The organism is Dermacoccus sp. MPR-E5, from assembly GCF_058809565.1.
In genome coordinates this window covers 109,738-135,796 of sequence record NZ_JBXASS010000002.1, presented here as the reverse complement: position 1 = coordinate 135,796, position 26,059 = coordinate 109,738, and the positions used below count along the sequence as shown (strand labels likewise).

The following is a 26,059-nucleotide window of genomic DNA, read 5'->3' as shown; positions in this document are numbered from 1 at the left end:
CGGCGCGCGAATCAGTCCTGCTTGGCCAGCTCCGCGGCCTGACGCTCGACGTCGTCGAGGCCACCACACATGAAGAAGGCCTGCTCGGGGACGTGGTCGTAGTCGCCGTCCGCGATCTTCGTGAAGGCCTCGATCGAGTCCTGCAGCGACACCGTCGAACCCTCGATGCCGGTGAACTGCTTGGCGACGTAGGTGTTCTGCGACAGGAAGCGCTGGATGCGGCGAGCGCGGTTGACGAGAATCTTGTCCTCTTCGGAGAGCTCATCGATACCGAGGATCGCGATGATGTCCTGCAGTTCCTTGTTGCGCTGCAGGATCGACTTGATGCGAACCGCCGTCTCGTAGTGCTCCTTCGAGATGTAACGCGGGTCGAGGATGCGCGACGTCGACGTCAGCGGGTCCACGGCCGGGTAGATACCCATCGACGCGATGTCACGCGAGAGCTCGGTCGTCGCGTCGAGGTGCGCGAACGTCGTCGCCGGGGCCGGGTCGGTGTAGTCGTCGGCCGGCACGTAGATGGCCTGCATCGACGTGATCGAGTGACCACGCGTCGAGGTGATGCGCTCCTGGAGCACACCCATCTCGTCGGCCAGCGTCGGCTGGTAACCCACGGCGGACGGCATGCGGCCGAGCAGCGTGGAGACCTCGGAACCGGCCTGCGTGAAGCGGAAGATGTTGTCGATGAACAGCAGCACGTCCTGCTTCTGCACGTCGCGGAAGTACTCCGCCATCGTCAGCGCCGACAGGGCGACGCGAAGACGCGTTCCCGGCGGCTCGTCCATCTGGCCGAACACGAGCGCGGTCTGGCCGAGGACGCCGGCCTCTTCCATCTCGACCATGAGGTCGTTGCCCTCACGGGTGCGCTCACCGACACCGGCGAACACGGACACACCACCGTGGTTGCGAGCGACTCGAGCGATCATCTCCTGGATCAGAACGGTCTTGCCGACACCGGCACCACCGAACAGGCCGATCTTTCCGCCCTGGACGTACGGGGTCAGCAGGTCGATGACCTTGATGCCCGTCTCGAACATCGTCGTCTTGGACTCGAGCTGGTCGAACGCGGGCGCCGTACGGTGGATACCCCAGCGCTCCTTGACCTCGAGCTGCTCGCCCTCTTCGAGGTCGAGGCAGTCACCCGTCGCGTTGAAGACGTGGCCGAGGGTGACGTCGCCGACCGGTACGGAGATCGGCCCGCCGGAGTCGCGCACCTCGGAGCCGCGGACGATGCCGTCCGTCGGCTGCAGCGAGATGGCGCGAACCATCCAGTCACCGATGTGCTGGGCGACCTCGAGGTTGATGTTCTTCTGCTCGCCGTTGAGCGAGACCTCGAGCGTCAGGAGGTTGTAGACCTCCGGCATCGTGTCGGCCGAGAACTCGACGTCGACGACCGGGCCGATGACGCGCGAGACGCGGCCCACGCCGCCCGCGGCCGGGGCCGCGGTTGCGCTTTCGTTGATGGTGGCAGTCATGAGGATTCCTTTACGTGAAGGCGGTCAGCTGGCATCGGCGAGGGCGCTGGCGCCACCCACGATCTCGCTGATCTCTTGCGTAATCTCGGCCTGACGGGCCTGGTTGGCCAGTCGGGTGTAGGTCTTGATGAGTTCGGTCGCGTTGTCCGTGGCGGACTTCATCGCGCGCTGGCGGGCAGCGAGCTCGGAAGCGGCCGACTGCAGGAGCGCGTTGAAGATGCGAGCCGTGACGTACTTCGGCAGCAGCGCATCGAGCACGCCCTCGGCGTTCGGCTCGAAGTCGTAGAGCGGAAGCGGTCCGTCGGGCTTGCCGTCGCCGTCGAGGTCGAGCTGACCCTCGGCCACCTCGAGCGGCAGCAGACGGATGACGCGGGCCTGCTGCGTCACCATCGACTGGAACTCGGTGTAGACGACGTGCAGTTCGTCGACCCCGCCACCCTCGGCACCGGCATGGAAGTCGGCGGTCAGACGCTCACCGATCTCCTCGGCGTTCTCGAACTTGGGGCTGTCGGTGAAGCCCGTCCACTCTGCCTCGTACTCGCGACGGCGGAACTTGTAGTAGCTCACGCCCTTGCGGCCGACGAGGTAGGGGACGACCTCCTTGCCCTCGTGCTCGAGCTTGGTGATGAGCTGCTGGGCTTCCTTCATCGCGTTGACCGAGTACGAGCCGGCGAGGCCGCGGTCAGCCGTGACGATGAGGACGCCGGCGCGCTTGACGTTCTCGCGCTCCGTCGTCAGTGCGTGGTCGATGTCCGACGTGGAGGACGCGACCGAGGAGACGGCTCGGGTCAGGGCCACGGCGTAGGGCGTCGACTTCGCGACGGCCTCGCGCGCCTTGACCACGCGCGAGGCAGCGATGAGCTCCATCGCGCGCGTGATCTTCTTGGTCGCCTGGACGGACCGGATGCGCTGGCGGTAGACCCGCTGCTGCGCTCCCATAGCTTTCCGCCTCTCTGTACTGGTGCTGGCTTGGGTGGTGGTGTCGACCTGGCGGCCGACCTCGGCGGGTGCTCGTCACACCCGCCGAGGTGCGATCACGAAGATCACGGCTTGTGCTTGGTGATCTTCTCCTGGTTGATGTGGTCCGCAGCGATCTCGTCGAACTGCTCGGAACCCTCACCACCGTGGTCGGACGACGCCTGGAACTGCTTGCGGAAGTCGTCCATCGCACCGGCGAAGACGTCCTTGCCGTCGTCGGCCAGCTTGCCGCTCTCGCGGATCGCCATCATGAACTCACCGTGGTTGCGGTGCATGTACTCGAGCCACTCGGCCTCGAAGCGCTGCACGTCCTCGGTCTTGACATCGTCGAACTTGCCCGTCGTACCGGCCCACAGCGACGCGACCTGGTCCTCGACCGGGTACGGGCTGTTCTGCGGCTGCTTGAACATCTCCATGAGACGCTCACCGCGAGCGAGCTGACGGCGCGACGCGGCGTCGAGGTCGGAGGCGAACATGGCGAACGCCTGCATCTCGCGGAACTGCGCGAGGTCGACCTTGATCGAACCGGTGACGGCCTTCATGGCCTTCGTCATGGCCGCACCACCGACACGCGACACGGAGATACCCACGTCGACAGCCGGGCGCTGGTTGGCGTTGAACAGGTCGGCCTGGAGGAAGATCTGGCCGTCCGTGATCGAGATGACGTTCGTCGGGATGTAGGCCGAGACGTCGCCGGCCTTCGTCTCGATGATCGGCAGACCCGTCATCGAACCGGCACCAAGGTCGTCCGACAGCTTTGCGCAACGCTCGAGCAGACGCGAGTGCAGGTAGAACACGTCACCGGGGTAGGCCTCGCGGCCCGGCGGACGGCGCAGCAGCAGCGACATGGCGCGGTAGGCCTCAGCCTGCTTGCTCAGGTCGTCGAACACGATGAGGACGTGCTTGCCCTGGTACATCCAGTGCTGGCCGATGGCCGAACCGGTGAACGGAGCGAGGTACTTGAAGCCCGCCGCGTCACCCGCCGGAGCGTTGACGATCGTCGTGTACTCCATCGCGCCGGCCTCTTCGAGCGTGGCGCGGACCTCGGCGACAGTCGAGTTCTTCTGACCGACGGCGACGTAGATGCAGCGAACCTGCTTCGACGGGTCGCCCGTCTCCCAGTTCTGCTTCTGGTTGATGATCGTGTCGGTGGCGATCGTCGTCTTGCCCGTCTTGCGGTCACCGATGATCAGCTGACGCTGACCGCGACCGACCGGCGTCATGGCGTCGATCGCCTTGATGCCCGTCATGAGCGGCTCGTGGACCGACTTGCGCTGGACGACGGTGGGCGCCTGCAGCTCGAGGGCGCGACGGCCTTCGGCCTCGATGTCGCCCAGGCCGTCGATCGGCTGACCGAGCGGGTTGACGACGCGGCCCATGAACGCGTCACCGACGGGAACCGAGAGGACCTCGCCCGTGCGCTTGACGCTCTGGCCTTCTTCGATGCCGCCGAACTCACCCAGGATGACGACGCCGATCTCGTGGACGTCGAGGTTCTGGGCGATACCGAGCGTGCCGTCTTCGAACTGAAGCAGCTCGTTGGTCATGGCCGAGGGAAGACCCTCGACGTGTGCGATGCCGTCAGCGGCATCGACGACGCGGCCGACCTCTTCACGGGAGGCCGCGCCGGGCTCGTAGGACTGAACGTAACCGTTCAGTGCATCCCGGATCTCCTCCGGACGGATCGAAAGCTCCGTCATCATCACTCCTTGTCATGGGCCCGCATCGGGCGCCGTGCTTCTTGGCTCAGGGCCGCGGATGCGGCAATTCTTTGGGCGTCGATCAGCCGGACAGGTGCGCGCGGGCCTCGTCGAGGCGACGCGCGATCGTTCCGTCGATGACGTCGTCACCGACAGCCACCTTGATGCCGCCGACGACCGAGGGGTCGATGACGACGTTCGTCTGCACGGGCTTGCCGTACATCTTCGTCAGAGCCGCGCGCAGCCGCTCGTTCTGCTCCGGGGTCAGCTCGACCGCACTCGTGACGATCGCGCTCGACTGGCCGCGGCGCCCGGCCACGCCCTCGAGGAACTCCTCGATGGCCCGCTCGAAACCGCGCCCACGGGGGGAGCCTGCGGCGCGAGTGGCGAGCAGCGCCGTCTCGGGGGCGACCTTGCCCTCAAGCAGACGGGCGACGAGCCCGGCCTTGTCCGCACCGCTGCGAGAGCGGTCGGACAGGGCATCCCTGAGGCCCGCGTCGGAAGCGACGGTCCGCTCGAAGCGGAACAGCTCGTTCTCGAAAGCATCCGCGCGACCGGCCTTCTCCGCCGAAGCGGTGGCGGCCTCGACCGCAAGACGCTCCAGAGCGTCACTGAGGTCGCGCTCGCTCGACCAGCGTTCACCGGCGACAGCCGTCACGACCGCCATCGCGTCGTAGCCGATCTTGCCGCTGAACAGACGCTGGACAAGGCCACGCTTGGCCTCGCTCTCGCGCGACGGGTCACCCAGCGCGCGACGCAGCGTCGCGTTGGAATCGATGACGTCGACGACCGCGAAGAGCTCACGAGCCGTGTTCATCGGGTCACCGGGGCCGGACAGGGTGCCGTTGAGCACCTGCCGGGCCGCGGAGAGAGCCGTCCTCGACGAACCCTGCATCAGGCTTCGACCCGCGTGCTGCCTGCGCTCGAGGCGGCGGCCTCGGAGCCGGCGGTGGCGGACTCGGGACGGATTCTGCCCGCCTCGAGCTCGGCGAGGAACCGGTCGACGATGCCCTTCTGACGGGCTTCGTCGTGCAGCGACTCACCGACGATGCGGCTGGCGAGCTCGGTGGACAGGCCACCGAGCTCGCTGCGCAGCTGGACAAAGGCCTGCTGACGCTCGGCCGCGATCTGCTTCGTCGCGTTCTCGGTGATGCGGGCGGCTTCGGCGCCGGCCTGCTCACGGCTCTCCGCGATGATGGCCGCACCCTGGGCGCGGGCGTCCTCGCGGATCTTGGCCGCCTCAGCACGCGCGTCGGCGAGCTGCGACTCGTACTGCTGCTTGGCGGCGGCGGCCTCCTTCTGGGCCTCCTCCGCCTTGGCGATGCCGCCCTCGATGGACGCCGTACGCTCCGCGTACATGCGCTCCATGTTCGGAACGACCTTCGTCTTGTACAGCCAGTACAGGATCGCGAAGGCGATGAGCCCGATGATCATCTCGGCGGGGTGCGGGAGCAGCGGCAGCTTCTCCGGCCAACCTGCACCTTCAGATGCGAGGAACACCTTGGCTTCCTATCTGTTGGGGGGACTGGTCAGTTCGAGCAGGACTTACTTGCCCTGGAAGACGAACGCGAAGACCAGACCAAGGATGGCGAGTGCCTCGGTGAGCGCCATGCCGGTGAAGGCGATGGTCTGCAGCATGTTGCGGGCCTCGGGCTGACGCGCCACACCGTTGATGTAGGCGGCGAAGATCAGACCGATACCGATGCCGGGGCCGATAGCAGCGAGTCCGTAGCCGAGGAATGCGATGTCGCCGGTCATGTGCTTTTCCTTTCGAGTGGCACCGGGACCTTTTCCCGGTGTCGCTGAGGTTCAGAAGGGGTACAGAGTGCCGATCAGTGGTGATCGGAGACCGCGTCTGCGAGATACAGAGCGGCAAGCATGGTGAAGATGAAGGCCTGCAGGAACTCGATGAGCAGTTCGAAGAACGACATCAGGATGGCCGCGGCGAACGAGAGAACGCCGGCACCGTTGAGGCCGATGTTGCCGCCGTGCAGGAGGAGGTACTCACCGCCGACGATGAACACGAGGAGCATGAGGTGCCCCGCCATCATGTTGCCGAAGAGTCGCAGCGCCAGCGTCAGCGGGCGGATGAGGAAGTACGTGAGGAACTCGAGCACGAACATGATCGGCTTGAGCCACCCCGGCAGGCCCGGGGGGATGAGCGAGCCCATGTACTTGCCGAAGCCGCCCTTCGCCTTGACCGCCGCGACGTGGTACGTGACGTACACGATGAGCGTGAGGACGATCGGGAACCCGATGCGACCCGTGCTCGGGTACTGGATGAAGGGGATGATTCCGGCCACGTTGTTGAACAGGATCAGGGTGAAGCAAGTCAACAACAGCGGCAGGAACCGCATGAAGTCCTTCGAGCCGATGATGTCGCGCCCGATCGTGTTGCGCACGAAGTCGTAGACACCCTCGGCGATGAACTGACGCTTGCTCGGCACGACTGAGAGCTTCTTGCCCGTCACGGTGACGAAAAACCAGCCGATGAGCAGGGCCGACACGAGGAAGACCACGGCGGGGCGCGTGATGGCCCAGTTGCTGTCGCCACCGATCAGGGGCCACCAGAAATCGCTCGTGCCCGGGGACTTGAACGACTCCCCGTCGGCAACCAGGGCAGCGCCCGCGATGAAGCTCACAAATTCTCCTCAGTCAGCATCCAGCAAAAAAGTTCAGTGTGTCTGTTGCAGTGGAACCGCCCCTGCCCTCTCGGGCTGGTCGGCGGCTCGAGGTGCACGCCGGAGACACTGCGTATCCTACCCGACGCTGTGCCGCGGTTCACTGGGAGCCGCCGCTCGTCGTCGAAGCGCCTGACGCGTCCGGGTCGTAGACGTACTGCCGCGTCCGCATGAACGAGCGCACCTGGAAGATCTGCCAGGCCACGACCACGATGGCGACGGTGATGCCCGTTGCAGGCCCGTCGAGGGATTCCACCTTCGTCGCGAGGACGAGGACGACGCCGAGAACGATCACCTGGGCGAAGAAGACCGCCATCGCCGCAGCCATGATGGCGACCGGGCTGAGCGTGCGCAGCGTACGAAGGACGAGCAGACCACTCGCGAAGAAGGCGAGGGCGAGAACCGTGCCGAACAGTGACGACACTCCCCCGGCCACGCCGTTGAGCACTGCGAACACGACCGCGCAGACGACGCCCACTGCGGCACTCGGCACGAGCGAATCACGCAGCATCGCAGCGAACGGCGACACGTTGGTCACCGGGTGCGAGGTGGAGGCGGAGTCCATGGAGGAAGGGCTCACAATCTGCGTTGGCGCGGGGATCACGTCGTCGGGTTCGGGCTCGTCACCAGGGTGAATCCATCACCTGAACCTGCTTGTGAAAACTATCACAAGGCCTTGCGGCGTCGCCAACGGGGCAGCCCCCACGTCAGCGCGAAGGCGAGGACCGTCAGCCCCGTGAGGGCGGCGAGCGAGCGCTCGACGGGCCAGTACGCCATCGAGACGAGGCCGAGGGCGATGCCGATCGACCACAGGTAGAGGATGAGCACGGCCGCGCGGTGCGTGTGCCCGATCTTCAGCATGCGGTGGTGCAGGTGGCGACCGTCCGCCTCCCACGGTTTCTGCCCGGAGCGCAGGCGACGCACGATGGCCGCGGCGAAATCCCACAGCGGCACCGCGAGGATCGCGAGGGGCACGAGCAGCGGCAGCAGGAACGCGACGGAGGCGTCACCCGAACCGGAGACGGCCGCCGGGTCGAGGTTGCCGGCGAACGAGATCGTGGCGGCCGCGATGAGCGTGCCGAGGAGCAACGAGCCGGCGTCCCCCATGAACAACCGCGCCGGATGAAAGTTGTGCGGCAGGAAGCCGACGCAGACACCCACCGTCGCCGCCGCGATGAAGGCTGACGTCGTGAACACCGACTTGTCGCCCCACTGCACGGCCTGTTGGTAGGCGTAGACGAAGAACGAGAACGAGGCGATGCCCACCATGCCGGCTGCGAGACCGTCGAGACCGTCAACCCAGTTCACGGCGTTGACGATGACGAGAATGACGAGCACCGACAGCACGACGAGCACCGGCGTCGGCAGGACGGTCTGCTCCCCCAGCGGCAGGAAGAGGAACTGCACCCCCGAGACGACGAGGACGCAGGCCGCGAGCGCCTGACCACCGAACTTGATGGCCCAGTTGAGCTCGGCGAAGTCGTCCCACGCGCCGAGCCCGCACATCATGGCCGCGGCGATCGTCGTGCCGATGGCTTCGCGACTGTCGAACACGTGCGACAGGTACGGCAGCCGCGAGGCGACACCGACGGCGGCGAGGAAGCCGACGAACAGCGCCACTCCCCCGAGCCGCGGGATCGGCAGGGCGTGCACGTCACGCGCACGCACCTGCGTCACCGCACCGAAGCGAACTGCCGACCACCGTGCGAGCGGCGTCATCACGAACGTGACGATCGCAGCGACGACGCTGATGAGGACGTACTCACGCACGGCAGGCGGTCAGATTTCAGCGGGGGTAAGCGGGGAAACGCGTGACGAGATCGGTGACCTGCTCGCGGATCTCCTGCGCGACGGGGTGCTCGGGCGTGCCGTCCGTCTCGGTGACGGCGCGGTGGATGACGTCGGCGATGACGTCCATCTCGGCAAGGCCCATGCCCTGCGTCGTGACGGACGGGGTGCCGACCCGGATGCCCGAGGCGATGTTCGGCTTCTGCGGGTCGAACGGGATCGCGTTCTTGTTGAGTGTGATGCCCGCGACGTCGCAGCGCAGTTCGGCGTCAGCGCCGGTGACGTCGACGTCACGCAGATCGAGCAGCGACAGGTGCGTGTCGGTGCCGCCCGTCGTCGGACGGATGCCCTTGGCCTTGAGCCCCTCGGCGAGACGCTGCGAGTTGGCGATGACGTCCTTCGCGTACTGCTGGTACTCGGGCGTCGCGCACTCCTTGAAGTTCACGGCCTTCGCCGCGATCGTGTGCATCTGCGGGCCACCCTGCATCATCGGGAAGACGGCCTTGTCGATCGCCTTCGCGTGCTCTTCCTTGCAGACGATGGCGCCCGAGCGGGGGCCGCGCAGCACCTTGTGCGTCGTGAACGAGACGACGTCGGCGTGCGGCACCGGCGACGGAATCGCCTTGCCGGCGACGAGACCGATGAAGTGAGCCGCGTCGACCCAGAAGATCGCGCCGACCTCGTCGGCGATGGCGCGGAAGCGCTCGAAGTCGATGAGACGCGGGATGGCGGAGCCGCCCGCGAGGATGACCTTCGGCTTGTGCTCCTTGGCGAGATGCTCGACCTCGTCGTAGTCGATGTCCTCCGTCTCGGGGTCGACGCCGTAGCCGACGGCGTTGAACCACTTGCCCGAGAACGACACCTTCGTGCCGTGCGTGAGGTGGCCGCCCATGGGCAGGCTCATCGCGAGGATCGTGTCACCGGGGTTCATGAACGCGCCGTACACGGCCTGGTTCGCCGAAGCACCCGAGTGGGGCTGGACGTTGGCGTGCTCGGCGTCGAACAGCGCCTTCGCACGCTCGATGGCGACCGTCTCGGCCTTGTCGACCTCGGCGCAGCCACCGTAGTAGCGACGGCCGGGGTAACCCTCGGCGTACTTGTTGCTCAGCGTCGAACCGAGCGCGGTGAGGACGGCCGGGCTGGACATGTTCTCACTCGCGATGAGCTGCAGGCCGCCGCGCAGGCGGTCGAGCTCGGAGATGAGGACACCGGCGATGTCGGGGTCGAAGGATTCGAGGGCGGCGTAGTCGGAGCCGTAGAACGGGGTCGTCATGCTCGCCACCTTAGTGGTTCTGCTCGCCCGGGCGGCCAGGAAGCTCCACGCTCGTCACGCTCTCGGGCTCGAACGGCGGTTCCGCTCCGATGCCGCCGAGCGGGATGGCCTGCGTCGCCTCGCCCGCCCGCGCGCGAGCTCCCATGGCCTCGAGACGCTGACGTTCGGCCGTGCGCTCGTCGTCGGTCGACTCGGGCGCGGGGTTCGAGGCCGACTCGTGCTGGTGCGGGTTGTCCGTTTCCGGGGCATCCTGGGGTGTCTCGGACAGCGGCGCACCCGTCGAGTCGAGCAGGTCGATGGGCCCGAGCACCTCACGCAGCTGTGCCGGAGTGATCGTGCCGCGGCGCAGCATGACGGGGTCGGGCTTGGTGCAGTCGAGGATCGTGCTGGGCAACCCGTCGTCGCACGTTCCCCCGTCGAGATAAACCTCGACCGCCGGGCCGAACGCGAAACCGGCCTCCGTGATCGTCGTGACCGGCGGCTGGCCCGTGCGGTTCGCCGAGCTGACGGCGAGCGGCCCCGTCGCCTGCAGCAGTTCGAGCGCCATCTCGTGATCGGGCATGCGCAACCCGACCGTGCCGTTCGTGTCACCCAGATCCCACATGAGCGACGGTTGCGCACGGAAGATCAACGTCAGCCCGCCCGGCCAGAAGCGATCCATGAGGCGACGCGCGTAGGACGGCACGTTCATCGCGAGGCCCTCGACCGTCGCCGGGTTCGGCACGAGGACGGCCGGCGGCTTGTCGCGCCCACGCCCCTTCGCCGCGAGCAGCGCCGCGACGCCGTCAGGGTTGAAGGGGTCGGCGCCGACGCCGTACACCGTGTCGGTGGGCAGGACGACGAGTTTGCCCTCGCCGACGGCAGCGTGCGCCGCCTCGATGGCGGGGTCGCGCTCATCCGAACCGGAAACGTCGAAAATGGGGCTCACGCCACTCTCCTAGAAGTCGAAACCACCCATGTCGCCCCCGAAGTCTCCCCCACCGAAGTCGCCCCCGTCGAACCCGCCGAAGTCGCTGCCCCCGGCGAAGTCCTGGCCGCCGTCGAATCCGCCACCGTCGGCAACGTCGTTTCCGCCGCCGTCGCCCCCACCGTCCTGGTAGCCATCCTGATATGCGTCCTGCATGTCGTGGGAATCGAAGTCGTTGCCCCAGTCGTCGAACATCGCATGGGCGATGGCGGTGCCGACGAAGGCGCCGGCGACGCTCGTGAGCAGCATCGAGCCCATGCCCATGCCGCCCATCCCCATCCCCATGCCGCCGCGACCGAAGCCGCCGCCCATGCCGTAACCACCGAACGAGCTCTGGAGGAACCCGGGCTGACGCATCTCGGCCCGAGTCGCAGCCCGCGCCAGCGCCTGCGGGTCTGCGCTCTGCGGAGCATCCTGCGGGCTGTCGGTCGCGAGACGCGTGAGCACCTGCTGACGCTGCTCCGGCGTCAACTTGGCGAAGGCCTCGGCGTGCGCCTTCTCGATCTCCTCCGGCGGCGCCGTCTTGAGCATGTACGCGTAGCGGGCGATGGCGCGCTCGTCCTCGCTCATCGACGCGCCCGGCGTCTGACGAGGCGCGTTCGACGCCTGCCGCGGGTAGCCCTGCTGGGCATACCCCTGCTGCTGGTTGCCCTGCGCCGGATACGCGGACTGCCCGTATCCCTGCTGCTGACCGAAGCCCGGCTGGGCTCCCCCACGACCGAAGAGACGATCGAAGATCCCCATGGTGCGTTCCTCACGTCCGAGGCCGCCCAGCACGCTGCGGGCGGCGCGATTCGGCTCCCACTCTAAGCCCGGGTCCGTGGCGGGCACACGTCCTCGCCGCCGGTCGGCGAGGCCGCACCAGCGCGCTGACGCGGCGTCCTCGGCCAACATCGTGACGGTGGCCGAGACGCAGGGCGGGGCGGTGCGAGACCGACATCAGAAGAGGCGCAGGCCCTGACGCCGACCTCGCGGTGTGTGCCTCAGCGGTGGCCGAGGGCGACGGGGACGGTCGACTCCTCGACGTCGTCGAGTGCGACGGTTTCGTCGGGCTGCAGTTCGTCGACAGACGTGGCGCTACCCGCTGTCGCGTCCGGCGTCGCCCGGGCGCTGACGAGGGCCGCGATCTCGCGTGGCCACACTCGTTCGCTCGTCGTCTCGAGGTCGCGAACCGACCACCAGCGCCAGCGCTGCATCGTCACCTGCTCCTCGGGCGTGAGCGCCCCCGGGTCGGGCTCGAAGCGTGTCGTGCGCACGGCGTAGAACACGTCGTCCTGACGCACGACCGAATCGGAGTACCCGTGGACGACGCGGCGCCGCGCGATCGGCCCGACGAAGGCATCGGCCTCGACCTGCAAACCGGTCTCCTCGAACAACTCACGCACCGCGGCGTCGCGTTCGCTCTCTCCGGGGTCGATGCCGCCACCCGGGGTCGACCACCACGTCGCGGGCGGGGTGAGGCCCTGGTCGGAATCCTCGTAGAGGAGCACGTCGCCGGCGTGATCGAGCACGAGCAGCCTGACGGTCGCGCGGCGCCTCACCGGGCGTTCTGCGGGGCTTGTGGGCACCTCGAAGCGCGAACCGCCCTCACGGCGGGCCAGCGTCATGCGGGGCTTGCCGGCGAGGTCGGCCTCGTCCCGCGCCCACTCGAAACCACGCCGATCGAGCAGCGCCTCGGGCAGGGATTCGCCCTGGGCGTCTGCATGCTCCATGACGAGCAGACCGCCGGGCTTCAGCAGGTGCGCGGCGCGTTCGGCGATCTCGAGCGGAAAGCGAAGGCCGTCCTCGCTACCGCCGTACAGCGCAATCTCCGGGTCGTGCTCGGCAACCTCGGGGTCGATCGGCACCATGCCGGTGGGCACGTACGGCGGGTTGCTCACGACGACGTCGAAACTGCCCTCGAGCTCAGGTAGAGCCTGGCGCGCATCCTCAACGCTCAAGTTGACAGTGAGGCCACTCTGCTTGCAGTTCAACGCTGCCCACGCCGCCGCTTCTTCGGAGAGCTCGACGGCGTAGATCTCGAGGTCGGGACGCTCGGCCTTGATCGCCAGGGCGATGGCGCCCGATCCGGTACACAGATCGACGATGCGCCCCCCGTGCGGGGCCGCCTCGAGGGCGGCATCGACGAGCATCTCCGTCTCGGGGCGCGGCACGAACACGCCAGGGCCGACACGCAACTCCAGGCTGCGGAAAGGCGCCCGACCCGTCAGGTGCTGCAGCGGAACACGCCGTGCGCGCTCGTCGACGAGCGCCTCGAAGCGGGCCATGTCCCCGTCGCTGAGCTCGTGGCCGAGCACCTCGCGACGGCGCACCTCGCCCAGCTCGCACCCGAGAACATGGGCGAGCAGCAGCGCCGCATCACGATCCGCGGATTCGATGCCGGCATCCGCGAGCCGCGCCGCAGCACGACGCAGCTTCGCGCGCAACGCCGTCACGCCCCCGACTCCCCCACTGCTGCGAGACGCGCCGCCTCGTCGGCGTCGAGCGCCGACTGGACGACAGCGTCGAGATCGCCGTCGAGCACCGCGTCGAGGTTGTACGACTTGTAGCCCGTGCGGTGATCTGCGATCCGATTCTCGGGGAAGTTGTACGTGCGGATGCGCTCACTGCGGTCGACCGTGCGCACCTGCGACTTGCGCGCGGCCGAGGCCTCCGCTTCCTTGCGCTCGATCTCCATCTGACGCAGCCGCGCCTTGAGCACGCGCAGCGCGGACTCCTTGTTCTGCAGCTGCGACTTCTCGTTCTGGCAGCTGACGACGACACCCGTCGGCAGGTGGGTGATGCGCACGGCCGAGTCGGTCGTGTTGACACTCTGCCCACCCGGGCCGGAGCTGCGATAGACGTCGATCTTGAGGTCGTTCGGGCCGAACTCGATCTCGTCGTCGTCCTCGTCGAGATCCGGCATGACGAGGACGCCCGCCGCGCTCGTGTGGATGCGGCCCTGACTCTCGGTGACGGGCACGCGCTGCACGCGGTGCACGCCGCCTTCGTACTTGAGGCGCGCCCACGGGGCCTCGCCCGGTTCGGGCAGCCCCTTCGCGCGGACCGTGATGCGGGCGTCTTTGTACCCGCCGAGATCGGCGTCGGTCGCGTCGGCAATCTCGGCCTTCCAACCGCGGCGTTCCGCGTAACGCAGGTACATGCGGACGAGGTCGCCGGCGAACAGCGCCGACTCGGCGCCGCCCTCGCCGGCCTTGACCTCGAGGACGACGTCGCGCTCATCGTCCTCGTCGCGCGGCAGCAGGAGCGTGCGCAGTTTGTCGGCGCTCGCCTCCAGATGGGTCTGCAACGCCGGCAGCTCCGCGGCGAACGCGGCGTCCTCGTCGGCCAGCTCTTCTGCCGCACCGAGGTCGTCCTGCGCGATCTTCCAGGCGTGATAAGCGGCGACGGTCGGTGCGAGGGCCGCGTAACGCTTGTTGAGGCGGCGCATCAGCGTCGGGTCCGCATGCGTCGCCGGTTCGGCCAGCTGCTTCTCGAGATCGTCGTACTCGGCGACGATCGTGGCGGCGGAATCAAGCATGACGCTCCTCGCGGACTGAAGTGATGGGGGCGCAGCGCCGGCAGGCGGCGTCCACGGGAATGCAAAACGCCGACCCCGCCCTGATGGGCTGGGGTCGGCGTGGTGCGAAGACTACTTGGCGTCCTTCTTGCCGTAGCGAGCCTGGAAGCGGGCGACACGACCACCCGTGTCCATGAGCTTCTGCTTGCCGGTGTAGAAGGGGTGGCAGTTGGAGCACACTTCGACGTTCATCTTGTCGCTCTTCGACGTGCTGCGCGTCTCGAACGTGTTGCCGCAGGTGCAGGACACCGTCGTGGCGGTGTACTCGGGGTGAAGGTTCTTCTTCACGGGGTTCTCCTAGCTGTTGAGGATGCCGCCGGGTCGTCATCACCGGGATGGTGGACGTGAACCGGAAGCCAACAAACAATCTTGCCAGATCGCCTGACATGGTTCAAAACATCGAGGTGGGACGAATCATTCCCGCCGCCACCCCGCCCGACACGATCGCGCCCGTGACCACTCGCCGCAGGGGCGTCGGGTCTCGGGGGCGTCGTCAGGTGACGTCGTCAGGCGTGGATCAGTTGTCCTCGTCGTCGAGCTTGATGTTCGACGTCTGCTGCACCTGCATGAGGAACTCGACGTTGCTCTTCGTCTTCTTGAGACGGTCGATGAGCAGTTCGACGGCCTGCTGCTGGTCGAGGGCAGCGAGCACGCGACGCAGCTTCCACATGATCTTGAGCTCTTCGCCCGACAGCAGGATCTCCTCGCGACGCGTCGACGAGTTGTTGACGTCGACGGCCGGGAAGATGCGGCGGTTCGCGAGCTGACGGTCGAGCTTGAGCTCCATGTTGCCGGTGCCCTTGAACTCCTCGAAGATGACCTCGTCCATCTTCGAACCCGTCTCGACGAGAGCCGTCGCGAGGATCGTCAACGAGCCGCCGTTCTCGATGTTGCGCGCCGCACCGAAGAACTTCTTCGGCGGGTACAGCGCGGCCGAGTCGACACCACCGGACAGGATGCGACCGCTCGCCGGGGCGGCGAGGTTGTAGGCACGCCCGAGCTTCGTGATCGAGTCGAGCAGCACGACGACGTCATGGCCCATCTCGACGAGGCGCTTGGCACGCTCGATGGCGAGCTCCGCGACCGTCGTGTGGTCCGTCGCCGGACGGTCGAAGGTGGAGGCGATGACCTCACCCTTGACCGCGCGCTGCATGTCGGTGACCTCTTCGGGACGCTCGTCGACGAGGACGACCATGAGGTGGCACTCGGGGTTGTTCGTCGTGATCGCGTTGGCGATCGACTGCATGACCATCGTCTTGCCCGCCTTCGCCGGGGCGACGATGAGGCCACGCTGGCCCTTGCCGACAGGCGAGACGAGGTCGATCATGCGAGTCGTCAGCACGTTCGGGGTCGTCTCGAGACGCAGGCGCTCCTGCGGGTACAGCGGCGTCAGCTTGCCGAACTCGACACGCTTCTTCGCCTGCTCCACCGTCATGCCGTTGACGGAGTCGAGACGCACGAGCGCGTTGAACTTCTGACGCGCCGGCAACTGCTCACCCTCGCGCAGCGCACGCACCGCGCCGGTGACGGCGTCACCCTTGCGCAGCCCGTTCTTCTTCACGATGTTCATCGGGACGTAGACGTCCGTCGGGCCGGCGAGGTAACCGGTCGTGCGCACGAAGGCGTAGTTGTCGAGGACGTCGACGATGCCCGCGACGGGGATGAGGACGTCGTCCTCGCGCACCTCGGGAGCGTCGTCGTCGTAGTCGCGGTTGCGCCCGCGACGGTTGTTGCCGCGCTCGCCCCGGTCGCGGTCGCGGTCGCGGCCGCGCTGACGGCGACGACGGCCACCGCGCTCGTCGTCATCGTTGCTGTGGTTGCGCTCGTTGTTGCGCTCGCGACGGTTGGAGCCGCCGTTGCCGCTGTTGTTGCCGGAGTCGCGGTTGTCGCGCTTGTCGCGGCCGTTCTCGCCCGAGGCGCTGTCGCTGTTGTCGCGACGCTCGCGGCGAGCGTCGCCGTCGGAGTTCTTGTCACCGGAGGGCTCGTTCGAGCCGTTCTCGCGGCGCTGACGACGCTCGTCGCGTTCGCCGTCACGACGGCCACGGCTCTCGCCGTTCGAGGCGTCGTCCTTGGCGTCGACGTTCTTGCCATCGACGGTCTTGCCATCGACGGTCTTGCCATCGGCGCCGTTCTCGGAGCCGGTGTCCTGCGCGGCACCTTCACGCTGAGCGTCGCCCTGGTCGGAACCTGAGTTCTCGGAGGCGCGCTTGCGCTCCTCGCCACCGCGGCGGCCACGACGGGTGCGCTGCTCGCGCGGCTGCTCCTGTTCGTCGCGCGTGGAACGCTCACCCTCGCGGGAGGCAGCGTCGCCTTCGCGAGCGCCGGCGTCACGAGTGGCGCGGCCGGGCTCGTCATCCTGCGGCGCCGGAGCGTCGCCCTGCTCACGGCGGGGCGCCTCGGTGGCAGACGGCGCAGCCTCGGCCTGCTCGCTCGTGGCGCGACGGGCCGTCGGAGCGGTCGAGGTGACGCCCGCGGCCTTGGCGCGGCTGCCGCCGACACCGTTGGCCTCGGCGCGCGCGGCGCGGATCGCCGTCACGAGGTCGACCTTGCGCATCTTGGAGATGCCGGGAATGCCCATGCTCTGCGCGAGCTGCTTGAGTTCGTCGAGACGCATCGCGGAGAGCGCTCCGCGCGGGCTGCTCTGGGCCGGGGCGGGCGCAGACGGTTGTTCTGACACGAAGGTTCCTTCCCCCTCGTTCGGCCCGCGACGAAGAGCGCGGGCGGGATGAAGTTCAGGGGCCGTTCAGATCAGACCCCTGGTTCCCGCCGTCGGAATGACAGCACAGACGGGAACAGCGCACCTGGAAGCGAATGATGACCTGCAGCGAGGCTGAGGCGAGAACGGTGACCCAGAGGTCACGGGCCTGGCGCGACGACAGCGTCGCGTCGTGTGGCATGGTCGAACTCGAGCACCACCCGGGTGCACCAAAACGGTACACCCCGGCGGCGGATCAGCGCGACATGGGGGTGATTCCGCGCGTCGGAACGCTCAGTTCGAGCACCTCGCCGCCCCCAGCGACATCGTGCACCGCGCTCAGGGCGAAACGTGATGCCAGCGCGAGCACCGTCGGACCCGCGCCCGAGATGACGGCGGGGACGCCGGCGTCACGCAGCGCGTCGACGAGCGCCATCGAATCCGGGTAGGCCGAACGGCGCTGCTCCTGGTGCAGGGCATCGAGCGTCGCGGGCATGAGTAGCGACGGCTCGGTGGTGATCGCGTGAGCCAGCAGCGCTGCGCGCCCCGAATTGCGCGCTGCCACGGCGAGCGGGACGCTCTCGGGCAACGCGGCGCGAGCCGTCGCCGTCGACAGGCGCTGCGCCGGGACGATGACGACGGGCACGACATCGGGGTGCGGGCGCAGGACGGCGGTGTGCCAGTCGCGCGGCGCGTCGGGGCCCTCGAGCACGTCGGCCCAGCTCACCGTCACGCTGCCGTAGACGGAGGCCGACGCGTTGTCGGGGTGGCCCTCGATGCTCGAGGCGACGTCATTGACGAACGCGAGCGTCGCGGCGTCGTCGAGATCGTGCCCGGCGAGCGCCGTCGCGAGCGCGACGCCCGCGACGATCGCCGTCGCCGAACTGCCCAGGCCGCGCGAGTGCGGCACGGCGCCTGTGTACCTCAGCTCCAGCCCTGCGGGCGGCGCGACGTCGAGCGCTTCCCACGCCGCGCGCATCGAGCGCACGACGAGGTGCGAGCCGTCGAGCGGCACCTCACCGGCGCCGCTGCCGCGCGCGTCGACGACGAGGCCGCGGTCCGTCACCTCGGCGCGCGCGTCGTCCCAGACGTCGAGGGCCATGCCGATCGAGTCGAAACCCGGCCCGAGGTTCGCCGTGCTCGCGGGCACGCGAACGTGCGCCGTCGACCCGACCTGAGGCGTGCGGCTCGGCCGGAGGCGGGAGGCGCTGAGCGAACGGGCCATCGTCAGGCGTCGAGGCCGAGCGCGCGCGCCACGGAGTAGGCGTCGGCGGAGACGCGCTCGGGCTGGATGTCGTCGCCGTCGGCGCCTCGCAGGGCCCACTGCGGATCCTTCAGGCCGTGCCCGGTGACGGTGCAGACGATCGTCGCGCCCGCGGGCACGCGGTCCGCGTCGCTCATCTTGAGCAACCCGGCGATCGAGGCGGCCGACGCCGGTTCGACGAAGATGCCCTCCTCGCTCGACAGGATGCGGTGCGCGGCGAGGATCTCGTCGTCACTGACGGCGTCGATGACGCCGCCCGAGTCGTCGCGGGCCTGCTCGGCCTGCCTCCACGATGCGGGGTTGCCGATGCGGATGGCCGTTGCGATCGTCTCCGGCTCGTCGAACGGGTGGCCCGCGACGAGCGGCGCGGCGCCCTCGGCCTGGAAGCCCCACATCGCCGGGGTCTTCGTCGCGACGGCGGCGAGCTCGCGGCCGTCCACGGTCGTGAACGGCGCCGCGTACTCGCGGTAGCCCTTCCAATAACCCGTGATGTTGCCGGCGTTGCCGACGGGCAGGACATGGATGTCGGGCGCGTCGCCGAGCGCGTCGACGATCTCGAAGCTGGCCGTCTTCTGGCCCTCGATGCGGGCCGGGTTGACGGAGTTGACGAGCTCTACGGGGTAGCTCTCGGCAAGCTTGCGCGCGACGTCGAGGCAGTTGTCGAAGTTGCCGTCGACCTGCAGCAGCTGCGCGCCGTGCGCGATGGCCTGGCTGAGCTTGCCCATCGCGATCTTGCCGTCGGGCACGAGGACGGCGCACGTCATGCCGGCCTTCGTCGCGTAGGCCGCGGCGGAGGCGGACGTGTTGCCCGTCGAGGCACAGATGACGGCCTTCGCGCCGTTCTTCGCGGCCATCGACATCGCCGTCGTCATGCCGCGGTCCTTGAACGAACCGGTCGGGTTGAGGCCCTCGTACTTGACGAACACACGCGCACCGACCCGCTCGCTCAGCTTCTCCGCCGGGATGAGCGGAGTGCCGCCCTCCCCGAGCGTGACGACGGGAGCACCGTCGAGCATTGGAAGTCGTTCGGCGTACTCGGTGATGACGCCGCGCCACAGGTGAGCCATGTCAGTTTCCTTCTGCGCGAAGCACGGACGAGACGCAGTCGACGTCCGCGAGCTTCTTGATCGAGTCGACCGTGGCCGCGAGCGCGGCCTCCGGTGCCTGGTGGGTCATGAAGGTGAGGGAGGCGAGGCCATCCTCGGAGCGGCGCACGCCCTGGCGCATGCTCTCGATGGAGACGCCGTGCTCGCCGAACGCGCTCGTCACGCGCCCGAGGACGCCCGGTTCGTCGGCGACCTCGACGCGCACGACGTAACGCGTCAGGGATTCGCCGATCGGCAGGATCGGCAGGTCGGCGTAGGCCGATTCCCCCGAACCGCGCCCGCCGGTGACGCGGTGGTGCGCGGCCTGGACGATGTCGCCGAGGACTGCTGACGCCGTCGGGTCGCCGCCCGCCCCGCGGCCGTAGAACATCAGCTCCCCGGCGAGCTTCGTCTCGACGAAGACCGCGTTGAATGCTTCATGCACGCTCGCGAGCGGGTGCGAGCGCGACAGCAGGACGGGGTGGACGCGGACGTTGACGCCCGCTCCCCCGTCTGCCTCGCCGCGTTCGACCTTCTCGGCGATCGCGAGCAGCTTGATGACGCAGCCCGCGCGGCGCGCGGCGGTGATGTCCTCCGCCGTGATGTTCATGATGCCCTCGACGTGCACGTCACTCGTGCGCACGCGCGTGTGGAACGCGAGGGAGGCGAGGATGGCGGCCTTCGCCTGCGCGTCGTAGCCCCCGACGTCGGCCGTCGGGTCGGCCTCGGCGTAACCGAGCTCCTGCGCCTCGGCGAGCACGTCCTGCAGGTCGGCGCCGGTGCGGTGCATCTTGTCGAGGATGAAGTTCGTCGTGCCGTTGACGATGCCGAGCACCTTCGTCACCCCATCGCCCGCGAGCGACTCGCGCAACGGACGGATGAGCGGGATGGCGCCCGCGACGGCGGCCTCGTAGGACAGGTCGACGCCGTGATCCATCGCGAGCTGGTACAGCTCCGGGCCATCGCTGCCGAGCAGGGCCTTGTTGGCCGTGACGACGCTCGAGCCGTTGCTCAGGGCGCGCGTGATGAGGCTCTTGGCGGGCTCGTCACCACCCATGAGCTCGACGACGATATCGGCACCGTCGACGAGCGCCTGCGCGTCCGTCGTGAAGGCGTCGGCCGGCAGGCCCGTCTCCGAGCGGTCCTTGCGCGTGTTGCGCACCGCGACGCCGACGATCTGCAGCGGCGCACCGATACGGGCCTCGAAATCGGCGGCGTTCTGGGTCAGCTCGCGGGCGACGGACGTGCCGACGACGCCGCTGCCGAGCAGCGCGATCGTGATCGGCTCGCGCGGGGTCGTCGAGTCGGACGGCATGGCGGATGCGGTGGTGGTCATGTCATTCCCCTTCGAGGGCGAGCAGGTCGTCGATCGTCTCGCGGCGCAGCAGCACGCGAGCGTCGCCGTCCGCGACGGCGATGACGGGCGGGCGCGGGACGTGGTTGTACTGCGAGGCCAGCGCACGACAGTAGGCGCCGGTCGCGGCGACGACGACGAGGTCGCCGTCACGGGTGTCGGACGGGAAGTCGATGTCGCGCACGACGACGTCGCCGCTCTCACAGTGCTTGCCGACGATGCGGGTCGGCGTCAGCTCGTCGCTGCCGCCGCGGTTCGCGAGCGCCGCGTGATAGTCGGCCTGGTAGAGCGCGGGGCGTGCGTTGTCGCTCATGCCACCGTCGACGCTGACGTACGTGCGCACGAGGTCGTCGCTCGCCTGAACGAGCTTCACCGTACCGACGCGGTACAGCGTCACGCCGCCGGGGCCGACGATGCTGCGGCCCGGCTCGATCGAGACGCGCGGCACCGGGACGTCGGCGTTCTGGCACGCCTCGCGCACGATGCCGGCGAGCTGCGTCGCCATCTCGGCGGGGTCGAGCGGTGCGTCGCTGGGCAGGTAGGCGATGCCGAAACCGCCGCCGAGGTCGAGCTCCGGCAGTTCGACGCCGTGCTCCTTCGCGACCTGCAACTGCAGGGCAATGAGGCGCGTCGCGGCCTCCTTGAAGCCGGCGGACTCGAAGATCTGGCTGCCGATGTGGCTGTGGAAGCCGAGTAGGTGAAGCTCCGGGCGGGCGAGGACGCGGGCGACGGCGTCACCGATCTGGCCGTCGGCGGCGGAGAAACCGAACTTCTGGTCCTCGTGCGCCGTCGCGATGAACTCGTGAGTGTGCGCCTCGACGCCGAGCTTGACGCGGATCATGACAGGCGCCGTGATGTGGTGGCGCGCAGCGGCGTCGGCGACGCGGTCGATCTCCTCGAACGAGTCGACGACGATGCGCCCGACGCCGTACGCGAGGGCGTCGTCGATCTCGGCGACGCCCTTGTTGTTGCCGTGCATGCCGATGTTCTCGCCCGGCACGCCCGCCTTCTTCGCGATCGCGAGCTCACCCCCCGAGCAGACGTCGAGGCGCAGCCCCTCCTCGGTGACCCACTGCGCGACGTGCGACGACAGGAACGCCTTGCCCGCGTAGTACACGTCCGCCTGGGTGCCGATGGCCGCGAACGCACGCGCGAACGCCTCACGGTAGGCACGGGCTCGGCTGCGGACGTCGGCCTCGTCGATGACGTACGTCGGCGTGCCGAAGCGTTCGGCGATCTCGTCGAGGCCGATGCCGGCGATCTCGACGACGCCGTCATCACGGCGGCGCGCGGTGCGCGGCCACACGATCTGCTCGAGGGCGCCCGTGGGGGCGGCCGACCTGACGCTCACGTGGTCTCCTTGCTGCCTTCTCGCGAGGGGGACGGCGCTGCGCCGAGACGGCCCGGCAGCCCCCGCTGCGCGCGGATCGGACCCGCAGCGATCGCACGCCCACCGCCGCCGGCCGCATCGAGGATCGACGCGTTCAGTACGGCACGGGCGCTGCGACGCAGGCAGCGTCCAGGGTTTCTCGCACGATGCTACGGGCCGCGCTCAGCGCGGGCACATCCGTCCGCGTGACGGGCGCAGCCTCGACGTGACGCAGCATCGCCACCGCCAGATCGTCGATCGCGAGCAACGCAGGACGGGTGCGGCCGGTGCGCGCCGCGTCGTGAAACGCCCGGGAGGTGAGGAGAACAGCCACCCGCAACGGTGCGGGGGTGACGTGGTCCCCACCGTCCGGCGAACGAAAGAGAGCGGCAGAACCGCCGACGGCGAGGTCGTCGCGGGCCGGGGTGTCGGCGCCGTCTCCGTAGGCCAGGGGCTCTACGTCGAGGGTGTCGGCGTCAGGGGCGCCGCTGTCGAGCAGTTCGGTCGCGGCCTCGAGCCGTATCATCGCGGCTGCCTGGGCACGGCGGGCACGAGCGAGGGGGTTCGCGTCACGGCGGCTCGACAGGTCATCGAGGCGCTGCCCCAACGTCAGCGGTGGCGTCTTGGACGCACTCAGCAGCGACGCCCACACGAGCGCGTCGAGGCCGACGTCCTGTGCGACGGCGTCCCAGGTGAGGCTCTGGCCGAAGGAGCGCAGCGGCGGGCGGGCTCGGCGGACGTCTGTGGCCCCTCCTGCGATGATGCCCGTCTCGGCCCCGCAGCGACCGAGCCACCCGTCCGACGACAGGTCGACCTCGACGTCACCAGGGGGTCGAGCCACGGCCGACAGCCCCAGGTGCGCGGTGATGAGTGCGGGGATCCGCTGAGCCCGGCCCAAGTCATCTTGATCGGTGGCGGAGCGCTCACGCGACGCCGCGACACGCGGCGCGGGGGTGACGACCCGCCCGTCGGCATCCACGGAAAAGGCGACGGACACCCCGACGTCGCGATCCAGCGCTACCCAAGGATCTGCCGACATCACCGGGCCAGGGTATGCCACGCCGGCTTGATCGCAGGCTGCGACAACGCCCCCTGCAGGACCCGTCCTCCTCGCTACGCTCGTCGTCCTCCCGAATCCTTCGAGCTTGATGCAAGACGAACGGAGGCCCGATCCGGCCGCGAAGCGCGGCCGGATCGGGCCTCCGTTCGTCTTGTGCCCCCTGCAGGATTCGAACCTGCGCTCCCGCCTCCGGAGGGCGGTGCTCTATCCCCTGAGCTAAGGGGGCATGCGCTCCAGGAGCGCGAGACGAAACCTTACCAGCAGTTCCCGGCGACGGCAGGCACCATCACGCGCGCGGGCGCGCCTGGTCAGCCCGGACGACCGACGCCGACTCGGCCCGCGACGCTCCGGCCAACGCGCGCGCGTCGAAGCGCTGCGTCGCGTCCGCGACCTCGCCGACGAGTTCCTCGAGCACGTCCTCCAGGAACACGACACCGCTCGTGCGCCCGTCGTCACCGACGACGCGCGCGAGGTGCGCGCCCGAGTTCTGCATCGTGACGAGCACGTCCTCGACCTCGTCCCCGGGACGCACCGTCGCGAGCAGCCGGATGCGGCGCGGCGGAACAGGCTCGGTGTACGCCTCGTCCTGCGCGTACAGCACGTCCTTGAGGTGGATGTAACCGCGCAGCTCCCCCGACGTCGTCATGACCGGGAAGCGCGAGAACCCGTGCTTGGCGACCATCGCGTCGACATCGGCGGGCGTCGCGCCCAACGAGAGCGTGACGAGCGAGTCGAGCGGCACGGCCACGTCGCTCGCGACCTTGTCGGTGAACTCGAGGGCCTCACGCACGCGGCGCTCCTGCCCCGACTCGAGCAGACCCTCTCGGTGCGACTCCTCGACGATCATCTCGACCTCCTCGGTCGAGAACGTCGAGGCCGCCTCGTCCTGCGGTTCGATGCCCATGCGTCGCACGATGGCCTTGCTGACGTTCTCGAGCACCGTGACGAGCGGGCGGATCGCCTTCGTCACCCACAGCAGTGCGGGCGCGAGCAGCAACGCTGCCCGGTCGGGCCCGGCGATGGCGAGGTTCTTCGGCACCATCTCACCGAGCACGACGTGGAAGTACGCGACGATGAGCAGCGCGAGCAGCAGGCTGACGACGTGCGTCAGCCCGTCCGGCATGCCCGTCGCCTCGAGGGGGCCGGCGATGAGGTGGTGCACCGCGTCCTCGGCGACGGCACCCAGCAGCACCGAGCAGACCGTGATGCCGAGCTGCGCGCAGGCGAGCAGCGAGGCGACGTTCTCGAGGGCCTCCAACGCCGCAGAGGCGCGCTTCGAGCCCTCCGCGGCCATCGGTTCGAGCTGCGAGCGCCGCGCTGCCATGACGGCGAACTCGGCGCCCACGAAGAACGCGTTGCCGAGCAGCAGCAGGAGCGAGATCCAGAGCATCATCGGGCCTCACCGGCCCGGGTTGCGCCGCCGATGACATCGTCCATCGACTGCCCCTGCACCGCCGGGGTGAACCGGACGCGGTTGACGCGCCGGCCGTCCATCGACACGACGCGCAGGCGCCATCCCGGCAGCATGAGTTCGTCCCCGACCTCGGGAATGCGGCCGACCTGTTGCATGACGTAACCACCGAGCGTCTCGTAGGCGCGATCGTCGGGCACGGGCGCGCCGATGCGATCGACGACCTCGTCGGGGCGCCACAGCCCGGGCACCGTCCAGGACCCGTCGGGCAGGTGACGGCTCGCGTCGTGCAGCTTGTCGTGCTCGTCGCTGACCTCACCGACGATCTCTTCGATGACGTCCTCGAGCGACACCAGGCCCGAGGTTCCGGAGTACTCATCGATGACGATGGCGAGCTGCAGCCCCGCGCCACGCAGGAGCACGAGCAGCGGTTCGAGCGTGATCGTCTCGGGCACGAAAGTCGGCTTGACCATGAGAGCGGTGACGGGCACATCGCCGCGGCGTTCGACGGGCACGGCGATGGCCTTCTTGACGTGGACGACACCGTGGACGTCGTCCCAGTCCTCCCCCAGCACCGGGAAGCGCGAGTGGCCCGTCGACCTCGCTAGCCGGACGACGTCATCCGCCGTCGCGTCGCGATCGACGGCCTCGCAGCGCACGCGCGGGCTCATGACGTCGGACGCGGTGCGCTCACCGAAGTTGAGCGAGCGCGTCAGCAGGTGCGCGGTGCCCTCCTCGATCGTGCCGGCCTCGGCGCTGCGACGCACCATGGAGCTCAGCTCTTGCGGCGTGCGGGCCGCGGACAGTTCCTCCTGCGGTTCGATGCCCATGGAGCGCAGCAGCAGGTTCGCCGATCCGTTGAGCACGACGATGAGCGGCTTGAAGAGGGCGGCGAACACCTGTACGGGTCGCGCGACGATCTCGGCGACGCGAAGAGGCGCGGAGATACCAAGGAACTGCGGGACGAGTTCACCGAAGATCATCGAGAAGGCGGAGGCGAGAACCATCGCGAGGACGGTCGAGGTCGCCGAGGCCGCGCCGCCGGTGACGCCGATGGCCGCCAACGGGGTGCGCAGCAACGCACCGACGCTGGGTTCGACGATGAAGCCGAGGATCAGCGTCGTGAGGGTGATGCCGACCTGCGCGGCCGACAGCTGCGTCGACAACCCGCGCAGCGAGGCGAGGACGGGGCGGGCGCGTTCGTCGCCGTCGTCGATGGCGCGCTGGACGGAGTGACGATCCAGCGCGACGAGAGAGAACTCGGTGGCGACGAACAGTGCCGTTCCGAGCGTGAGGACAACTCCGAGGAGGATCAATATCCACTGCGTCATGACGCAGTGAAATTACCACGGGCGCAGCCGTTCACCGGGCTCGTTCCACCCCCCGGGCCGGCCTCGACCGGC

23 protein-coding genes and 1 tRNA gene are annotated in these 26,059 nt (G+C 68.8%); all 24 read right to left on the bottom strand.

Annotation, left to right across the window (positions count from 1 at the left end; translation table 11 throughout):
- Positions 1-11: 11 nt before the first annotated feature.
- The 24 genes from atpD to AC1RS9_RS01750 all read right to left on the bottom strand — a co-directional run bounded on the left by atpD (position 12) and on the right by AC1RS9_RS01750 (position 25,987).
- On the bottom strand, positions 12-1,472 hold the full coding sequence (gene atpD / locus AC1RS9_RS01865; protein WP_062256367.1) for a F0F1 ATP synthase subunit beta: 1,461 nt from the start codon (positions 1,470-1,472) through the stop codon (positions 12-14).
- Between the two features lie 24 nt (positions 1,473-1,496).
- Entirely contained in the window at positions 1,497-2,411 is a 915-nt protein-coding gene (locus AC1RS9_RS01860; RefSeq protein ID WP_006946039.1) for a F0F1 ATP synthase subunit gamma, read from the bottom strand.
- A gap of 104 nt (positions 2,412-2,515) precedes the next feature.
- Positions 2,516-4,150 carry a F0F1 ATP synthase subunit alpha gene (gene atpA / locus AC1RS9_RS01855; RefSeq protein ID WP_038570542.1) on the bottom strand — a complete coding sequence of 545 codons (1,635 nt, stop codon included), beginning with the start codon at positions 4,148-4,150 and terminating at the stop codon, positions 2,516-2,518.
- 82 nt (positions 4,151-4,232) lie between these two features.
- Positions 4,233-5,045 carry a F0F1 ATP synthase subunit delta gene (locus AC1RS9_RS01850; RefSeq protein WP_062256364.1) on the bottom strand — a complete coding sequence of 271 codons (813 nt, stop codon included), beginning with the start codon at positions 5,043-5,045 and terminating at the stop codon, positions 4,233-4,235.
- The gene (locus AC1RS9_RS01845) at positions 5,045-5,650 is read right to left on the bottom strand and encodes a F0F1 ATP synthase subunit B (RefSeq protein ID WP_074046545.1); all 606 of its coding nucleotides are present in this window, start codon (positions 5,648-5,650) and stop codon (positions 5,045-5,047) included. The genes AC1RS9_RS01850 and AC1RS9_RS01845 overlap by 1 nt, the downstream gene beginning before the upstream one ends.
- Before the next feature lie 45 nt (positions 5,651-5,695).
- Positions 5,696-5,908 (bottom strand): ATP synthase F0 subunit C, encoded by a 213-nt coding sequence (gene atpE / locus AC1RS9_RS01840; protein WP_062257494.1) that lies wholly within the window; start codon positions 5,906-5,908, stop codon positions 5,696-5,698.
- Between the two features lie 74 nt (positions 5,909-5,982).
- Complete coding sequence (gene atpB, locus AC1RS9_RS01835; protein ID WP_074041227.1) at positions 5,983-6,792, bottom strand: F0F1 ATP synthase subunit A; 810 nt, start codon at positions 6,790-6,792, stop codon at positions 5,983-5,985.
- A gap of 139 nt (positions 6,793-6,931) precedes the next feature.
- Positions 6,932-7,396, bottom strand: coding sequence for a Cg1360 family ATP-synthase-associated protein (locus AC1RS9_RS01830; protein ID WP_062257498.1), 465 nt, complete (start codon positions 7,394-7,396; stop codon positions 6,932-6,934).
- A gap of 101 nt (positions 7,397-7,497) precedes the next feature.
- Positions 7,498-8,601, bottom strand: coding sequence for an MraY family glycosyltransferase (locus tag AC1RS9_RS01825; protein ID WP_062257499.1), 1,104 nt, complete (start codon positions 8,599-8,601; stop codon positions 7,498-7,500).
- Between the two features lie 16 nt (positions 8,602-8,617).
- Positions 8,618-9,892 (bottom strand): serine hydroxymethyltransferase, encoded by a 1,275-nt coding sequence (gene glyA, locus AC1RS9_RS01820; protein ID WP_062257501.1) that lies wholly within the window; start codon positions 9,890-9,892, stop codon positions 8,618-8,620.
- A gap of 10 nt (positions 9,893-9,902) precedes the next feature.
- On the bottom strand, positions 9,903-10,820 hold the full coding sequence (locus tag AC1RS9_RS01815) for an L-threonylcarbamoyladenylate synthase (protein ID WP_492920311.1): 918 nt from the start codon (positions 10,818-10,820) through the stop codon (positions 9,903-9,905).
- Positions 10,821-10,829: 9 nt separating this feature from the next.
- Positions 10,830-11,603 carry a hypothetical protein gene (locus AC1RS9_RS01810; RefSeq protein ID WP_492920309.1) on the bottom strand — a complete coding sequence of 258 codons (774 nt, stop codon included), beginning with the start codon at positions 11,601-11,603 and terminating at the stop codon, positions 10,830-10,832.
- A gap of 239 nt (positions 11,604-11,842) precedes the next feature.
- A complete protein-coding gene (gene prmC / locus AC1RS9_RS01805; RefSeq protein ID WP_074040424.1) occupies positions 11,843-13,294 on the bottom strand; it encodes a peptide chain release factor N(5)-glutamine methyltransferase in 1,452 nt (483 codons plus the stop codon).
- Positions 13,291-14,379, bottom strand: a complete 1,089-nt coding sequence (gene prfA / locus AC1RS9_RS01800; RefSeq protein WP_062257153.1) for a peptide chain release factor 1 — start codon at positions 14,377-14,379, stop codon at positions 13,291-13,293. The genes prmC and prfA overlap by 4 nt, the downstream gene beginning before the upstream one ends.
- Positions 14,380-14,490: 111 nt before the next feature.
- Positions 14,491-14,706 (bottom strand): 50S ribosomal protein L31, encoded by a 216-nt coding sequence (gene rpmE, locus AC1RS9_RS01795; RefSeq protein ID WP_006945964.1) that lies wholly within the window; start codon positions 14,704-14,706, stop codon positions 14,491-14,493.
- A 229-nt stretch (positions 14,707-14,935) separates the two neighbouring features.
- Positions 14,936-17,032, bottom strand: coding sequence for a transcription termination factor Rho (rho, locus tag AC1RS9_RS01790; RefSeq protein WP_216343058.1), 2,097 nt, complete (start codon positions 17,030-17,032; stop codon positions 14,936-14,938).
- Positions 17,033-17,369: 337 nt separating this feature from the next.
- A complete protein-coding gene (thrB, locus tag AC1RS9_RS01785) occupies positions 17,370-18,338 on the bottom strand; it encodes a homoserine kinase (protein WP_083603896.1) in 969 nt (322 codons plus the stop codon).
- 2 nt (positions 18,339-18,340) lie between these two features.
- Positions 18,341-19,444: a threonine synthase gene (gene thrC / locus AC1RS9_RS01780; RefSeq protein WP_074040422.1), complete on the bottom strand. Its 1,104-nt coding sequence runs from the start codon at positions 19,442-19,444 to the stop codon at positions 18,341-18,343.
- 1 nt (position 19,445) lies between these two features.
- Positions 19,446-20,798 carry a homoserine dehydrogenase gene (locus AC1RS9_RS01775; RefSeq protein ID WP_074040421.1) on the bottom strand — a complete coding sequence of 451 codons (1,353 nt, stop codon included), beginning with the start codon at positions 20,796-20,798 and terminating at the stop codon, positions 19,446-19,448.
- A gap of 1 nt (position 20,799) precedes the next feature.
- The gene (gene lysA / locus AC1RS9_RS01770) at positions 20,800-22,167 is read right to left on the bottom strand and encodes a diaminopimelate decarboxylase (RefSeq protein WP_074040420.1); all 1,368 of its coding nucleotides are present in this window, start codon (positions 22,165-22,167) and stop codon (positions 20,800-20,802) included.
- A 133-nt stretch (positions 22,168-22,300) separates the two neighbouring features.
- Positions 22,301-23,026, bottom strand: coding sequence for a hypothetical protein (locus AC1RS9_RS01765; protein WP_143181235.1), 726 nt, complete (start codon positions 23,024-23,026; stop codon positions 22,301-22,303).
- A 373-nt stretch (positions 23,027-23,399) separates the two neighbouring features.
- Positions 23,400-23,471: transfer RNA gene (locus AC1RS9_RS01760), tRNA-Arg, on the bottom strand.
- Between the two features lie 60 nt (positions 23,472-23,531).
- Positions 23,532-24,638, bottom strand: a complete 1,107-nt coding sequence (locus AC1RS9_RS01755) for a hemolysin family protein (protein ID WP_006945979.1) — start codon at positions 24,636-24,638, stop codon at positions 23,532-23,534.
- The gene (locus AC1RS9_RS01750; protein ID WP_074040418.1) at positions 24,635-25,987 is read right to left on the bottom strand and encodes a hemolysin family protein; all 1,353 of its coding nucleotides are present in this window, start codon (positions 25,985-25,987) and stop codon (positions 24,635-24,637) included. The genes AC1RS9_RS01755 and AC1RS9_RS01750 overlap by 4 nt, the downstream gene beginning before the upstream one ends.
- Positions 25,988-26,059: the final 72 nt, after the last annotated feature.

What these genes read in the sequence shown, in the direction of transcription:
- atpA (WP_038570542.1), bottom strand. Translation starts at nt 4,150, where the DNA reads ATGACGGAGCTTTCGATCCGTCCGGAGGAGATCCGGGATGCACTGAAC.
- thrB (WP_083603896.1), bottom strand. Translation starts at nt 18,338, where the DNA reads ATGGCCCGTTCGCTCAGCGCCTCCCGCCTCCGGCCGAGCCGCACGCCT.
- AC1RS9_RS01830 (WP_062257498.1), bottom strand. Translation starts at nt 7,396, where the DNA reads ATGGACTCCGCCTCCACCTCGCACCCGGTGACCAACGTGTCGCCGTTC.
- thrC (WP_074040422.1), bottom strand. Translation starts at nt 19,444, where the DNA reads ATGGCTCACCTGTGGCGCGGCGTCATCACCGAGTACGCCGAACGACTT.
- AC1RS9_RS01810 (WP_492920309.1), bottom strand. Translation starts at nt 11,603, where the DNA reads ATGGGGATCTTCGATCGTCTCTTCGGTCGTGGGGGAGCCCAGCCGGGC.
- glyA (WP_062257501.1), bottom strand. Translation starts at nt 9,892, where the DNA reads ATGACGACCCCGTTCTACGGCTCCGACTACGCCGCCCTCGAATCCTTC.
- rho (WP_216343058.1), bottom strand. Translation starts at nt 17,032, where the DNA reads ATGCGTCTCGACGAACTCAAGCAGCTCGCGCAGAGCATGGGCATTCCC.
- prfA (WP_062257153.1), bottom strand. Translation starts at nt 14,379, where the DNA reads ATGCTTGATTCCGCCGCCACGATCGTCGCCGAGTACGACGATCTCGAG.
- AC1RS9_RS01850 (WP_062256364.1), bottom strand. Translation starts at nt 5,045, where the DNA reads ATGCAGGGTTCGTCGAGGACGGCTCTCTCCGCGGCCCGGCAGGTGCTC.
- AC1RS9_RS01860 (WP_006946039.1), bottom strand. Translation starts at nt 2,411, where the DNA reads ATGGGAGCGCAGCAGCGGGTCTACCGCCAGCGCATCCGGTCCGTCCAG.
- AC1RS9_RS01755 (WP_006945979.1), bottom strand. Translation starts at nt 24,638, where the DNA reads ATGATGCTCTGGATCTCGCTCCTGCTGCTGCTCGGCAACGCGTTCTTC.
- atpE (WP_062257494.1), bottom strand. Translation starts at nt 5,908, where the DNA reads ATGACCGGCGACATCGCATTCCTCGGCTACGGACTCGCTGCTATCGGC.
- AC1RS9_RS01775 (WP_074040421.1), bottom strand. Translation starts at nt 20,798, where the DNA reads ATGACCACCACCGCATCCGCCATGCCGTCCGACTCGACGACCCCGCGC.
- atpD (WP_062256367.1), bottom strand. Translation starts at nt 1,472, where the DNA reads ATGACTGCCACCATCAACGAAAGCGCAACCGCGGCCCCGGCCGCGGGC.
- AC1RS9_RS01750 (WP_074040418.1), bottom strand. Translation starts at nt 25,987, where the DNA reads ATGACGCAGTGGATATTGATCCTCCTCGGAGTTGTCCTCACGCTCGGA.